The organism is Streptomyces sp. NBC_00690 (assembly GCF_036226685.1).
In the GTDB taxonomy this organism is placed as follows: domain Bacteria; phylum Actinomycetota; class Actinomycetes; order Streptomycetales; family Streptomycetaceae; genus Streptomyces.
The window spans coordinates 6544646-6558602 of the sequence record NZ_CP109009.1 but is presented as its reverse complement, the minus strand read 5'-3'; the positions used below and the strand labels follow the sequence as shown (position 1 = coordinate 6558602).

General features: G+C 68.6%; 10 protein-coding genes. 2 read left to right on the top strand and 8 right to left on the bottom strand.

Annotation, left to right across the window (positions count from 1 at the left end):
* From pglW to OID54_RS28720, 7 genes are all read right to left on the bottom strand, one after another.
* Entirely contained in the window at positions 1-4680 is a 4680-nt protein-coding gene (pglW, locus tag OID54_RS28750; protein WP_329024156.1) for a BREX system serine/threonine kinase PglW, read from the bottom strand.
* Positions 4681-4867: 187 nt separating this feature from the next.
* Entirely contained in the window at positions 4868-6724 is a 1857-nt protein-coding gene (locus OID54_RS28745) for a transglycosylase domain-containing protein (protein WP_329024154.1), read from the bottom strand.
* A gap of 453 nt (positions 6725-7177) precedes the next feature.
* Positions 7178-8431 carry an MFS transporter gene (locus OID54_RS28740; protein ID WP_329024152.1) on the bottom strand — a complete coding sequence of 418 codons (1254 nt, stop codon included), beginning with the start codon at positions 8429-8431 and terminating at the stop codon, positions 7178-7180.
* A gap of 355 nt (positions 8432-8786) precedes the next feature.
* A complete protein-coding gene (locus OID54_RS28735; RefSeq protein ID WP_329024150.1) occupies positions 8787-9800 on the bottom strand; it encodes an iron-containing redox enzyme family protein in 1014 nt (337 codons plus the stop codon).
* A complete protein-coding gene (locus OID54_RS39280) occupies positions 9797-10090 on the bottom strand; it encodes a CDGSH iron-sulfur domain-containing protein (RefSeq protein WP_443055687.1) in 294 nt (97 codons plus the stop codon). The genes OID54_RS28735 and OID54_RS39280 overlap by 4 nt, the downstream gene beginning before the upstream one ends.
* Positions 10071-10751: a HemK2/MTQ2 family protein methyltransferase gene (locus OID54_RS28725; RefSeq protein ID WP_329027846.1), complete on the bottom strand. Its 681-nt coding sequence runs from the start codon at positions 10749-10751 to the stop codon at positions 10071-10073. The genes OID54_RS39280 and OID54_RS28725 overlap by 20 nt, the downstream gene beginning before the upstream one ends.
* A 310-nt stretch (positions 10752-11061) precedes the next feature.
* Entirely contained in the window at positions 11062-11217 is a 156-nt protein-coding gene (locus OID54_RS28720) for a DUF6131 family protein (RefSeq protein ID WP_329027845.1), read from the bottom strand.
* A 327-nt stretch (positions 11218-11544) separates the two neighbouring features.
* Between OID54_RS28720 and OID54_RS28715 the strand changes: the two genes are divergently transcribed.
* Together OID54_RS28715 and OID54_RS28710 are read left to right on the top strand one after the other, a co-directional pair.
* Positions 11545-11994 (top strand): SRPBCC family protein, encoded by a 450-nt coding sequence (locus OID54_RS28715; protein ID WP_329024149.1) that lies wholly within the window; start codon positions 11545-11547, stop codon positions 11992-11994.
* Between the two features lie 218 nt (positions 11995-12212).
* Positions 12213-12674 carry a hypothetical protein gene (locus OID54_RS28710; protein WP_329024147.1) on the top strand — a complete coding sequence of 154 codons (462 nt, stop codon included), beginning with the start codon at positions 12213-12215 and terminating at the stop codon, positions 12672-12674.
* 228 nt (positions 12675-12902) lie between these two features.
* On the opposite strand, the gene OID54_RS28705 is transcribed toward OID54_RS28710, so the two are convergent.
* Positions 12903-13793: an RNA polymerase sigma factor SigF gene (locus OID54_RS28705; RefSeq protein ID WP_329024144.1), complete on the bottom strand. Its 891-nt coding sequence runs from the start codon at positions 13791-13793 to the stop codon at positions 12903-12905.
* Positions 13794-13957 lie beyond the last annotated feature (164 nt).

Genomic DNA, 13957 nt, shown 5'->3' with positions numbered 1-13957 from the left:
TTAGCCCATGTTCACACGAAGATCGCCGCCGCGGTGGGTGTTGTTCACCCATGAATCAGGGAGTTCGATCCACTCCCCCAGCCCCGCCTGATACGCCACCGCGGCCTGACCGAGTCGCGGTTCGCGTGACGGGTCCGGCTGTGGGACCAGCAGCCACAGGCCCCGGCCGCCCTGTCGGGAAGCCTCCGCGAGCCGGTCCAGGACGCCCATCGCGTCGTACCGGGCGAACACCGCGGCGTCCGTCAGCAGGACCGGGCCCGTACCCGCGCCGAGGAGTTCACGTATCCGGGGTTCCACCGAACCCCAGGCGGTCCGCGCGTACTCGGCGAACTTCACCGCGCCCCGGGTGCCGGGCTCGGCCGCGTCCGCCTTGAGCAGGGTCTCCCAGGTGGGCTTCGTACCCTCGGGGACCAAGGCGTGCAGGGCGTCCAGGAAGAGGTCCGTGACCGAGACGGCCTGAGCGCCGATACGGGCGTCACACAGCCCGCGTACGGCATGGCGGGAACGGTGCTGGTGCACCGTCAGAATGCGGTAGCCGTCGCGCCGGGCCGAGGCGGTCAGGCGTTCCTCGGCGCGTACCGCGCCCGCCATCAGCGGATCGTCGGAGTAGCGCGTCACCAAGCCGACCTCGGTGGCCTGTCGCCAAGCGCCGGTGGTCAGATAGCTGGACGCGCCGTCCATCCGCGCGGGCAGATACCGCAGGGTACGGGTGTCCTCACGGGTGGAGAGGGTGAGGTCGAATCCCGCGTCCCGCAGCGCCTTCGTCAACGGACCGCCCGTCGGCAGTTCATGGGTGGCCGTGCCGCGGGGGTCGCGCAGGACGAGTTCGGGGAAGCGCGCTCGTACCCGCTCGTGCACATCCTCACCGGTCACGCCCGGCTGCCTGCCTTCCGGCACACCCGGGATCAGTCGCACCAGCCCGGCCTGGGTCAGTCGCAGGGCCCGTACCAGCGGCAGATCACGGGGGTAGATCTCCAGTCGGGGTGTCGCCGCCGCGTTGAGGGAGGCAGCGGCGGCCAGCTCCACCAGCCGTCGTTCGTCCCACTCGACCGTGCCCGGCGGCGGGGTCAGTGTGCTCAGTTCGCCGAGGACCGTGGTCGCGGTGGGCAGGGTGTCCAGTTTGGCGAGGCGGTCGGCCCGGCGGCCCAGCCGGACCGCATAGTCGAGCAGGCCCGGAGCGGTCGGGGTGTCGGGGGCGTCGTCCTCGCGGACGTCCAGGGCGAGGAACCCCGCACCGAGGGCCTCCTCGGTGGCCTTGCGGTTGGGTTGGTGTCGTAGCTCGGCCTCCTCCGGCACCAGTTGCTCCACCTCCACCACCGCCCGTACCGCGGCCAGCGCCAGCGCCCGCCGCTGCTCGCGCTCGGAGAGCTGCGTACCGCGCCGTACCGCGAGGGCGTCGGCGATCTCGGCTGCGGAGGCGACCCGGCCCAGGCCCACCAGGAGATCCACGATCTCCGCGCGCAGCGCCTGCACGGCCGGGTGCTTCTTCCAGCGCTTGCGTTCCTCCTTCAACAGCTGCGGGATACGGCCGGTCGACAGGGCGAGCGCGTCGGCGACGTCCTTCTGCCGGGGCCAGACGCCGATGCCGGGGAGTTCGCCGCGCTCGTCGGGGAGGCGCAGCAGCAGCCGGACCATCTCGACCTTGCTGTGGTTGGAGCGGTTGTTGTTGAGCTCCGGGACGAAGATGGTGGCGAGGGTGTCCAGGCTGACCGAGCGCAGGGCGGAGGTACCCAAGCCCGGGTCCCCGTCGGTGGCGACCCTGCCGAGCAGGGCGGATTCGGTGGCGGTGAGCTGGGCCAGTTCCTCCTTCGCCTCCGCTCGGCCGCGCGGGGTCAGTGGCGAGACGGGTGTGCCGTGCAGGCGGTCGCCCCACTCGCGTTGGCGGCGCTGTACCTCACCGCGGGTCTTCGCGCCCAGGCCCGGGGCGTTGAGGAGCTTGCGGCGGCTGTAGTCGAGAAGCCCTCCGACAGCGGTGATGCCCAGTCCGTAGAGGAACGCTTCGGCAGCCGGGGTGAGGCCGGCAGCCGAGAGATGGGTGTCGCGGGTGACGTCCGCGGCCAGCCGCTCGCGCTGCTCCTCCGCCGTGATGGGTTCGGCGTCCGCGATGACGGCAGGACCTGACGGTCCCGGCTGTCCTTGCTGCCCCGGCTGTCCGGGCTTGAGGGGTTCAGAGGTCTCGGGGTGCCGGGAGCGGTGGCTGGAGGGCACGATCTGCGTGGCGTCCAGGAATATTCGCTTCCAGGCGTCCCGCATCGGCTTCAGCTCGGGGAAGCGTCGGGCTGCGTCGCGGTGCAGGGCCTTGCGGAAGAAGGCGACCAGGCCGTCCCGTACGGCGGGCTCGAAGGCGTCCGCGGCGAGGGTGGGGTGCGGGTGCTTCTTCTGGTCGGTCATCCGGGGCAGGACGGAGCCGTCGCCCCACTTGGGCAGTTCGCCCGAGGCCATCTGGTGGAGGGTGACGGCGACCGCGTACCGCTCGGCGTGGGCGTCGTACGCGGTGCGGGTCAGGGTGCCGATGAACGGGTCGAGATAGCCCTCGGTGCCCGCCTCGTAGTCCTTGGCCGGGTATCCGGCGAGGGAGAAGTCGATGAGGACCAGTTCGCGGGTGCGGTTGGGGCGGATGCGTATCGCGATGTTGTCGGGCTTGATGTCGCGGTGCCAGACGCTCTCGCCCTCCAGGAAGTCGACGGCGCCGAAGAGGTAGTCGCCGTACGCCTCCAGTTGGTCGATCTGGAGCCGTCCGCGCTCACGGAGCTGCCGGGCGACGGTCTCCTCACGGCCCCGGGCGCGGGCAGTGGTCGCCGTGTCGGTGCCCTCCGCGCCGGCTCCTGGTGTGCTTTCCTCCCGCTCGTCGCCCACGTACTCCAGGGCGAGGAGCGTACGGCCGCCGATGCGCAGGGGCTCCGGCTCGACGAGCCGGATGACGCGGGAGTCCGGGCGCAGCCGTCCCATCACTCCGGCCTCGTGGACGAGGATCTCGCCCCGGCTGTCGGAGAGTGCGACCTTGAGGACGGCCAGCGGGCGTGTTCTGCGCGCCTCGGCCTCCAGGTCGCGGACGAGGAAGGCTCGGCTGGTCGAGCCGGTGCCCAGTCGGCGGCGGACCTCCCAGCGGCCTCCCAGTACATCGCCCGCGACGGCCTCCAGCGGGTCCTTCTCGGGCGCCTCGGGGGAGGTGGGGGCGGCGGCCGGGGCGGTGAGGGAGTCCTCGACGAGTTCCAGCATCTCCAGGAATTCATCGACCGTGGAGAGCCGCTGCCCGGGGCGGTAGGCGGTGGCGGCCTGCACCAAGTCGTCGATGTCCTCGGAGAGACCGTCCACCAGCGCGCTGGGGCGCAGCCCCTCGCCGGCCTCTAGTCGGGTCAGCAACTCGGCCTGGCTCGCGGCTGGTGCCTTGCCGGTGACCAGGAGATAGGTGAGGACTCCGAGGCCGTAGACGTCCAGATAGACGGGGTCGGCGTTACGGGCGGTCAGTTCGGGGGCGAGGTAGGCGTCGGAGCCCTCGGAGAGGTGGATGGCGGAGAGTGCCGTCGGGGCGAAACGGGTCATGCTCTGCCCGGTGCTGCTGTTCGCGGTGCGCTGGGTGGCGATCTGCCAGTCGGAGATCTGGAGGTGTGGGGTGAGCCAGGCCGCGTCCTCGCCGGAGGGCTGCGCGTTCGCGCCCCGGGCGCCTCGGGCGCGGGGGATCACATGGACGGATCTGGCGGCGAGTGCCCGGTGGTGGATGCGGCTGGAGTGCGCGGAGCGCATGGTCTCGGCCAGTTGTCGGACGAGCGCCATCCGGCCGAGGATGTCGAGCTTCTCCCCGTACTGGAGGAGGTATTCGTCCAGGCGCAGGGTCTTGGGGTGGTAGTCGAAGATCAGCGCGGGACCCGCCGAATGCCCTGAGGGGTCGTACTGGGTGAGCTGGACGACGCCGGGGTGACGGAATCGGCTCAGTACCGCGGCTTCCCTGCGGGCGGCGTCGTCCACGGACCGTCGTATCGAGGCGTCCGAGCCGCGCTCCCGCAGATAGATGCGGACCCTGACCTCCTTGTGCAGGTCGGTGTGACGGCCCTCGTAGTCCGCCCAGGTCTCCCCGGAGTCGAGGGACTTCCGCTCCAACTGGTAGGGGCCGACCTTGTATTCGGCGTCGCTGCGGCGGATGCCGACGCGCTCCAGGACGGACTTGATCTCGCGCGAGCTGACGGCTGTGATGCGTCGGCGTTCGTCGCGCGGGGGCTGCTTCAGCATCTCGACCAGTTCGGCGACGGTGTGAACGCCGTTCTCGTCGTGGGCGGGGAGTCGGACCCGCAGTGAGCCCTCGGTGAAGCAGACGGCCTCACCGACCCATACGCGCTTGCCGTTCTGCCCGAGGAGGCCCGCCAGTTCCTTCGCCTTCTTGTTGACCAGGTGCAGCGGGTTGCCGTGCGGGCGGCGGCCACCATGCGGAGCGGTCTGAATCCAGGTGCCGTTCTCGCTGGTCAGGGTGCCGTGCCAGTTTTTCAGCTCAATCATGAAGACGCCACCGGGGGCGATGACGAGGAGATCGACCTCCCGGACGTGCCCGGTGTTCGCGGTGAAGGTGAAGTTCGACCAGGCCCGCCACGGGTCGGCATCCGGCAGTTGCTCCCGGATGGCCTCCAGACCCCGACGCTCGTGATCGAACTCGGACTCGGTGACCGTGGTCCACCGGCCTTCCCGCATCTGCCCGCCCCCACTTCCAGCTTCCGTGGTGAAGTGCAGCCCAGCTCGGTCACCGGACGGCCAGAAGCCCTCGGGAGATCCTAACGGCGCGATCCGACATCCAGCGGTTCCCCGTACATACGGGGTTGATTCACACTCCAGACCACCGCGACACGCATGCGGGATAGACCGTTGGCGCCATGGACCGTCACGACCCCTGAGGGCGTCCGCCCGCTGTGTCCACGGGTGTTGCCACCGACTCGTGGTACGCCTGCCAGATCAGGGGTGGGAAGGCGCTGCCCCGCTCCGAATCGGGGCCGCCCACTCCCTGCATGGGCAGTAGTTGCGGCACATCGGGCTTCGTGCGGAACATCGCCACCGATGTGCTCAGTTCCTCGGTCGCTCCGATGAACCAGGCCGACTTCATACGGTCGTTCGGACCCGTCTTGCCCGCCCAGGACGGAATGTGGGACCTGTTGTCCTTCGTCGTCCCGATCGTCATCCAACCCACGCGGCGGAGTGCCTCGCTGACGATCGTGGCCACGTCGGGGCTCATGGCCCGTCGCTTCGGCGTCAGGTCGAAGCCGTCGACCGCGACGCCGTCGCGCTCGACCTTGGTCACCGAGTAGGGCTCGGTGGCCCGGCCTTCGTTGATGAAGGTCGTGTAGGCACTGGCCAGCCGGACGGCGCTGGGGGTGGAGGTGCCGATCGAGAAGGTCGGCTCCAGCTTGGCCATGCTCGCCTCGCGCAGTCCCGATGCGACCGCGAGCTCTTTGATCTTCTTCAGTCCGATCTCCTTGCCGACCTCCACGAACGGTGTGTGGTCCGAGTCGACCAGGGACGAGCCGAGGTTCATGGCCAGGGCCGGCGGCACACCGATCGACGGCGGCGTCAGCGGGCCCAGGTCGGGGGCCTCGGCGGAACGGTCTGCGAGCCCCTGCTCCAGGGCGGCTGCGTACACGAACGGTTTGAACGCCGAGGCGGCAGGTACGCCTGAGGTGTCCGCGTTGTTACTGAAGTGCTTGATCGCGTCGGAGCCTCCGTAGACCGCGACGATCGCTCCGTCCCTGGGGCGGACCGAGGCGGCGCCGACCTCCACATGGTGGTCGTCCGCACGCGCCTTGGGGTCCAGATGGTCGGCGCGCACCTTGTCGACGGCCTTGGTCAGGGCAAGGACGTTGGCCTTCTCGAAGGTGGTGTGGACGCGGTAGCCGCCACCGGCGAGGTCCTTGTCCGTCACCCCGCTGCGGCTCTTGATGTACTTGTTGGCGATGTCGACGAGATACCCGACCTGCCCGGCCTGACTGGTCGGTTTGACCGGGGGCTTCGGCTCGGGGAACTCCTTGTACAGCGCGCGTTCCTCGGCGCTCAGCGTGCCCGTCTCGACCTGGCGGTCCAGGATCCAGCTCCAGCGGTCCACGGCCCGTCGGTGGTTGGCGGCGCTCAGCGAGGGGTCGTAGCTGTCCGCGCCCTTGAGGACGGCGGCCAGCAGGGCGCCCTGACCGGGGTTCAGGTCCTTGGCGGGGATGCCGTAGTAGGCGTACGACGCGGCCTGGATGCCATAGGCGTCACGGCCGAACCACGAGGTGTTGAGGTACCCCGCAAGGACCTCGGTCTTGGGCCGCTGGTTGCTGACCTTCAGGGAGAGGAAGACTTCCTTGACCTTGCGCTGGACGGTCTGGTCCTGGCTCAGATACGTGTTCTTCACATACTGCTGGGTGATCGTCGAACCGCCCTGGGTCTCCTTGCCCTTGACGATGTTGACCGCTGCTCGGACGATGCCCGACACCGAGATGCCCGAGTCGTCGTAGAAGTCCGCGTTCTCCGCCGCGATGACGGCGCGCTGGACGGATTCGGGCACCTGGTGGAGCTCGACGTCCTGCCGGTTCACATCACCCACGCTCACCATTCGGCTGCCGTCCGCCCAGTAGTAGACGGTGGCCTGCCGGCGGGCGGAGTCATGCGCGCTCGGGATCTCCACTTGTACGTAAACGAGGGCGAAGAGGCCGGCGAGAGCGCCGAAGAAGAGCGATAACAGACCGGAGGTCAGCTTCCAGGAGGGCATCCAGCGCCGCCAGCCCGACCGGCCTCTCCTGGGGAAGTCGATGAGGCGGCGGCCGGTCCGAGCGGCTCTCCTGGGGCTCTTCGCTCCGTCCGACCGGCGTCTGTGCTTGGAGCCCTTCGTCCGCTCCGGGGTTCCGGTACGGCTCGCGTGACGATTGCGGGGCAGCCTCATGCGGTATGCGACCTCCTCGATCACCAGCCGTCACGTCGGCACCGTGACGGCTCGGCCGGAATGATGGCCAGACCAGAGCAGCGGTTGAGTCGTTCACAAAATCTCCATAAGTGATGCGGGACTCATTCCGCTTCTGTGCCTGCACTCCGAGAGGCAGTTGACGCGCGTCAACCGGTGCCCAGGCCGGAGGGCCTCGGGCACTGGATCAACTTCATTTCGGTGCCCGGGCCTTCTTCGGCCGCGCACGGTCGGTCCAAGTCGTCCTCAACACCCGGCAGATCCTCAAGGTGCCGGGTCGTACTGGCTACGAGGGGCGACTCGGTCGCTGCGTCGAAGGTTCCGGATCGCCGGAAAGGCGAGCAGCAGGACGACGGTGACCATGAGCATGGCCGAGGAGAAGAAGAGCACCGGGATGGCGCCGACCCAGAGTGCTGCGGGTCCGGCGGCCATCTGCCCCACCGGTCGCATGACGAGCGATCCCGCGACGTCGTAGGCGTGCACCCGGCCGAGTACATCGGGGGGGATCTTCGTCTGCACGCTGGAGTGGAACATCACCAGCCAGAACGCCGCACCCACGCCCCACAGGGCATAGCCGACCGCGATCATCGGCGGGGACAGTTGCAGGGCGACAGCGAGCAGACCGAAGACGGTGCTGACCATGGCGATGGCGCCCGCCCTGAGGGGATGCGGCGGCTTCAGGCGCACGGCCAGGAGTCCACCCAGAACACTGCCGAGGCCGAACATCGACATGATGAAACCGAGGGCGCTCTCGCCGTGTTCGATGGTGATGAGGCTCTGCCCGAGGACGACGAACGGCCCGTTCACGGTGACCTGGTACAGCATGAAGATCACGATGACGCCCCAGAGCCAGGTCCGCGAAGAGAACTCCAGCCAGCCCTGGACGAGGTCCCGGCGGATGGAGGTCCGCTGCGTCGATCGGGGAATCTTCAGGCGGAGGGCGAGCAGACACAGGGCGCTGATCCCGAACGTCGAGGCGTCGACGATCAGGACGACCGAAACGGACGAGAAGGCGAGGAGCAGCCCGGCGAAGGCGGGCCCGGCCACTGTCATGAGCGACTCGGCGACACGGATCGCGGCGTTGGCCTTCTGGACGTCGCGGGCGGTCCGCGGAATGACGCTCACGTATCCGGGTTGGAAGGCGGCCGTGCCGATTCCGCCCAGCGCGAGGAGTGTGACGATCAGCAAGAGGCTGGGCTTGCCCATGGCGAAGGACGCAGCGAGGATGCCGTGGAGGATCAGTCGGGCCGTGTCCGCGACGATCATGACCCTTATCGGCGTGAATCGGTCCACGAGCACACCGCCGAAGATCACGAAGAGTGCCAGTGGTGCGGTGTGCGCGGCCAGTGCGTACCCCACGCCGATCACGCCGTACCCGGCCTGGAGCACCGCTACGGTGATCGCGGTCGGAATGAGCATCTGATCGCCGAGTACGGAAATGGTCCGGGCTGCGAAGAGGAGTGTGAAGTCTCGCGACCAGAGCTTCTCGGGCAACCGGTTCGTTTCGAGGGTGTGCACCACCAGGCACGATCTCCCATCTCCGGGATATGAGGAATCGCTCCCGGGCACCGTTGGTTCCGCCCTCGGTTCGGCGTGTACGCATCGCACGACCCCGTCGTCAACGGGGCCCTTCACTCTCCGGCTCGCGGTTCAGACGATCTCGCGGTTCAGACGATACGGAGGAGAGGGGTTCGTGAACATCGTTTTAAAGTGGGGCAGTTGGCGCAAATCGGTGATGCTCTAGGGGGCTCCGAGCGACCCCATACAGGACGCTGGGGCAGTGCTCGCGATCCCGCGACCCATGGACTGTCGTCACATCGGGAAGTGCCTCAATGGAGTCGGCGCCGCTTGTGGGGGGACCAGGTGAGGTGCTTCACAGGGAGGTGCGCAGTGCAGTGCGGCCGTCCCGCCAGGCGGTGAGCAGGTGGTCGCCGAGTCGGGCTTCGGTCCATTCGGTGGCGTCGATGCCGAAGGCGATGTCCTCGTCCAACGCGGGTTCGGATTCCAGCAGACCGTCGATGACGTCCCGGCGGACGATCTGCTCGTGGACGGCGTCGGCTTCGACGTGTTCGGCGTAGAAGTGGACGGCCGCGGGGCCCGCGCCGATGCGCGAGAGGCCCTGGGCGAGACGGCGTGAGCCGGGTGAGGAGGTGATCTCCACCGCCGCGAAGTGTCCCACCAGCGCTCCGCGCAGGGCACGGTGGAGTCCGAACAGGGACATGAGGTTGACGACGGTCAGCATCTCGGCGGCGGCTGCGTCGACGTACCGGCCGTAGTCGGTGCTCAGGCCGAGGTCCGCCATCAGATCGGCGAAGAGGCGGGCGTGGATGCGATCGGCACGACCAGCGCCGAACTCGTCGTACTCCACCGCCACCATCGCGGCCTTCGCCCGGCCCGTCAGCCGTGGGATGACCCAGACATGCGGATCGGCCTCCTTCAGGTGGTAGAGGGAGCGTTGGGCCGCGTACTCACGGAAGTGCCACAACTCCCCCTGCTGCTTCAGGAAATGAGAGGGACCGGTGCCGTCGACGGGTTCGACGAGGAGTTCCGCGAGGGCCTCCCCCGAACTCCTCGGTGGACCGACGTCGGCCCGCAGTGCGGTGAGGAAGCGATGTTCCAACTCCGCCCGCAACCGCAGCAGGCCGGGCTCCCACTCCCATGTGGCGTCGACACCCGCGAAGCCGCGGTAGTGCAGTTCGTAGCAGAGGTAGAGAGCCAGTTGCAGATCGTCCCCGTACGGGTCCGCGTCCGCTGCGCCCGACCGTTTCGGCAGGGCCGTCCCCACCGGGCCGGTCAATGCCTCCAACACGGTGTGCGACAGCTCTCCCCTGCTCCGGGGCAGTACGGGGGCGATGGTGTGGCCGGTGGCCGGGGCGGGGGCGGTCATGCGGTCCGCCTCTTCTCTCGGCTGCGGTGGCTGGTGTCGCACCAGGGGAAGGACCGGCTGCGTCGACAGACGCAGAGCGCGACGGTGAAGCGGTCCGACACCGCGGTGCTGCCGTCGTCGAGGACGACCTCCACCGGTCCCTCGACCAGGATCGGTCCGTCCTTCGTGAGCGTGACGCGACGCGGTCGCCCGCTGGGGTCGTGCGGAACCGGTCGCCCGACGGACCCGTGGGGAGTCGATCCCGCAACGGGCCAGTGCGAAGCCGGTTGTTCAGCGGGTCCGTTCGGCACGGATGATCACCAACTCTTCCTTCTCGTCGCCGGCCTCGATGAGTCCCCGGTGCCGCAGCCATGCCAGACGGGAACGGAGTACGGGCCCGAACGGGATATGCCGCCGGTCCGTCACACCAGCCCGAAGACCCGAACGCTCAAGCGCTGCCAGCGTCGAGGGGATGCCGCACAGGGCGGAGTGCACCATCAGCAGTACGCCACCGGGCCGCAGCTGCATATGTGCGCTGCGGCAGATGCGGTTCAGCAGCAACCGTCCGTCGGCGCCGGCGTCCCAAGCCACCGCGGCGCTGTGGCGGGGCGGGGCGGCCCTATGCGTGGGGACGTAGGGCGGATTGCTCACGATGAGGTCGAACCGACGGCCGGTGACCGGTGCGAAGAGGTCGCCGTGGAGGACTTCGAGGGGCAGGCGGGCGAGCCTGGCGTTGAGTCGGGCGGTGAGGACGGCCCGATAGGTCGTGTCGACGGCGGTGACCCGGGCGCCTCGGCGGGCCGCGGCCAGGGCGAGGGCCCCGGAGCCGGTTCCCACGTCGAGGAGGGTGGCGCCAGCAGGCAGGTGCTCCCTGTCCAGGGCCTGGGCCAGCAGGAGGGTGTCCTCCTGCGGGACGTACACCGTCCAGGGGGCCAGCACCCGGCCGCCGCCTCTGTTGTCGTTCTGGGTCATCACACCGAGCACGCCTACACCTCGCAGCCTGCACCCCGGGGCTTTCACCAGACGCACCCAACGGGCGGGACGGTGCAGCGGGGGCGCTCCGCGGGTGGCCTCATACGGCACACCCGACCAATGCGTCACCCTTCCACCTGCCCTGCGAACGGGCTCGCACACGACCGGACAGGGGCCTTCACGATCATCCCACGCACGGCCGGGACCCGCAGGTCCGCCGAGTGTGGGTGTCACCTGGGCCCGCCTTGTCGTTCACACCGCCAGGTGCCGTCCGGTCAGTGGGTGGGACGGCACAGGGGCAGCGGCACGTTCACCAGTAGTGCTTTCGGCCTCCCACGGCATGCCCCAGGGCTCCCAGCCCCCACAGCACAACGCCGATCGCGAGGAGGATGATCCCGATGGTCCACAGAACGCCGACGCCGGCCACCAGGCCGATGATCAGGAGTATCAAGCCAAGAATGATCATGGTGTCTCCGGTCATGGAGCGACCCCCTGCTCCCAGGGTTCTCCTGTTCCCTGTGCAGCACAACACGAGGCATCTCGTGTTGCCGGGCACCTGCTGCTGAGCCGACCTTCACAACAGGTGGTCCCAGCGCAGGAACGCCGGGCCCGGCAGGGTGGTCGTCTCGTCGTTGGGTTCTGAGCCGAAACCGGGTGCGCGGTGGCCCAGGTCATCACCCGCCATGGACGGCCCGGACGGCTACCTCGATGGGTCGCTGCCGAGCCCCACGGTGTCAGACGGAGATCCGCGGGTACCCGCGGATCTCACCCGTTCGACAGCAGAGGAGTGGACATGTCGAAGATCGAAGAGTCCGTAGAGGTCGCCGTGCCGGTCCGCACCGCCTACAACCAGTGGACCCAGTTCGAGGACTTCCCGCACTTCATGGACGGGGTCGAGCGCATCGAGCAACGGACGGCAACCCTGACGCACTGGGTGACCAAGGTCGACGGAGTGGGCCGCGAGTTCGATGCGGAGATCACGGAGCAGATCCCCGACGAGCGGGTCGCCTGGACCACCGTGGCGGGCGAGGTCCGTCAAGCCGGGGTGGTCACCTTCCACCGGCTCGATGACACGCACACCAAGGTCATGCTCCAACTCGATCACGACCCTCGGGGCCTCGCTGACACCATCGGCGACAAACTCGGCTTCGTCAGCCGTCAGGCCAAGGGCGATCTGAAGAACTTCAAGGAGTTCATCGAGGCACGCGGCAGGGAGACCGGCGCCTGGCGCGGCACCGCCTGAGACCGCCCGCGTACGCAGGGCGCGCGCTTTCCGCGCCGGAACAGAACACAGGTGTACGGGCGACCCTCCGCAGGTAGCCAACCCCTCCCTTCCACCCCTTCTGCCCATGTTTGCCCGGGTGGAAGGGAGGGGAACGTGGGCTCAGTGGACGGGGAAGTCAAGTGGACCGGTGCCGCCGTGCGTACCGGCTCCGCTCGGGAAACGCACTCAGGAGGACCGTGAACGACGACCGCACCGGTGATGAACAGGCCGGTGATGAAGGGGCCGATCCGTCACACCGTCGGCCCGATGGAGTGAGCGACGCGACCGTCGAGGCGCTCGGAACCCTCTCGGAGGCCCTGGAGACCGTGGAACGGGCGCGGGGCAGCCTCTACGCCTTCCACCAACTGACCGGAGGCGCGGATCTCAAGCTGGACGAGGCGCTGGAGCAGTTGCGCAGGGGCGGTCACGATGCCCAGGCCGACCTGCTGGAACGCGAGATCATGGGCCGGAACGTCATCCCCGGTCGCTGGACCTTCCAGATCGTCGAGGAGTACAACGCCCACTACTACCAACCCTTCACCGAGATCGAGAGCCGCATCCGCGGTGAACTGCTCGACGGACGGCAGCACGTGTACGAGGCCGAGATGAAGGAGGCCCGCCGCACCCATGGGCACCCGGGCCACACTGCGCATCCCTGACGATGCATCAGACAGTGTCCCCTCGCGCGACGCAGACGCACAGCCACGTACGCACGCAGAGCGTAGGAAGGCCCTCGGCAGCGCGCACAATCCCGATACGTCAACCCTGCCGAGTAGCCGAGCATGAGTGGCGACCGGGCATGAGTGCGCAGCCACCCTGAGGGCCCCTGCGTCGGGGCGAACGGGCCCTCAGGAGATGGCTGCGGCAGTCGATCCGAAGTCTGTTCGTCAGCGGTCGGTGAGCATTCCCTTGCGCAGCCGCCCGAGAGTGCGCGTCAGCAGCCGGGAGACATGCATCTGGGAGAGGTTCAGCTCATCGCCGATGGCGGCCTGGGTCATCTCCCGGCCGAAGCGCATTTCCAGGATGCGCCGTTCACGGTCGTCCAGTTCCTCCAGCAGCGGTGCGAGCGCATGGAAGTCCTCCACGAGCTCCATCGCCGGGTCGACGTCACCGAGGACGTCCCCGTACGAGGCCCCTCCTTGGGCCGGACCGTCTTCGGAGTCTCCGATCGGGAGGTCGAGGGAGCCCGCGGTGTATCCGTTGGACGCCACCAAGCCCTCGGTGATCTCTTCGTCGCTCAGATCGAGGAACTCGGCCAGTTCCCTGACGGTGGGGTCGCGGTCCAGTACGGCACCGAGTTCGTCGCGGGCCTTGGCCAGCTCCGTACGCAACTCCTGGAGGCGGCGCGGTACGTGGACCGCCCAGGACGAGTCACGGAAGTAGCGCTTGATCTCCCCGACGATGTAGGGGATCGCGAACGAGGTGAACTGGACTTCACGGCTCAGGTCGAACCGGTCGATGGCCTTGATCAGACCGATGGTGCCGACCTGGACGATGTCCTCCATCTCCCCGCTGCCGCGGTTGCGGAACCGGCCGGCGGCGAAGCGCACCAGGGAGAGGTTCATCTCGATCAGGGTGTTGCGGGCGTACTGGTACTCCGCCGTTCCCTCCTCCAGAGTCTGGAGCCGGTCGAAGAAGACCTTCGACAGGCCCTTCGCATCCCTGGGCGCGATCTGCGCGGGATCGGCAACCTGCGGGAGGTCACCTTCCCCCGCACGGCACGTCGTCTCCTCGTTCGCGGTGCTCTCACGGTGCGGTGCGGATGCGACTTTCGTCATCGCGGTCGGGCCTCCTTCGAACGCAGGTGTGGAACTGCACCTGCCCGAACCACTGGCGTGCACACGTATCGGATTCCCCGTCAGACGCGCCGGGAGGGCACTGGCGGGTTCTCGACGAACTCGGAAAGCCGGGCGAGCATGCCGGGGTACGGCAGCCGGAAGGG

Coding starts and splice junctions, on each gene's coding strand:
- pglW (WP_329024156.1), bottom strand. CDS start 4,680: ATGCGGGAAGGCCGGTGGACCACGGTCACCGAGTCCGAGTTCGATCAC.
- OID54_RS28745 (WP_329024154.1), bottom strand. CDS start 6,724: ATGCCCTCCTGGAAGCTGACCTCCGGTCTGTTATCGCTCTTCTTCGGC.
- OID54_RS28735 (WP_329024150.1), bottom strand. CDS start 9,800: ATGACCGCCCCCGCCCCGGCCACCGGCCACACCATCGCCCCCGTACTG.
- OID54_RS28725 (WP_329027846.1), bottom strand. CDS start 10,751: ATGACCCAGAACGACAACAGAGGCGGCGGCCGGGTGCTGGCCCCCTGG.
- OID54_RS28720 (WP_329027845.1), bottom strand. CDS start 11,217: ATGATCATTCTTGGCTTGATACTCCTGATCATCGGCCTGGTGGCCGGC.
- OID54_RS28715 (WP_329024149.1), top strand. CDS start 11,545: ATGTCGAAGATCGAAGAGTCCGTAGAGGTCGCCGTGCCGGTCCGCACC.
- OID54_RS28705 (WP_329024144.1), bottom strand. CDS start 13,793: ATGACGAAAGTCGCATCCGCACCGCACCGTGAGAGCACCGCGAACGAG.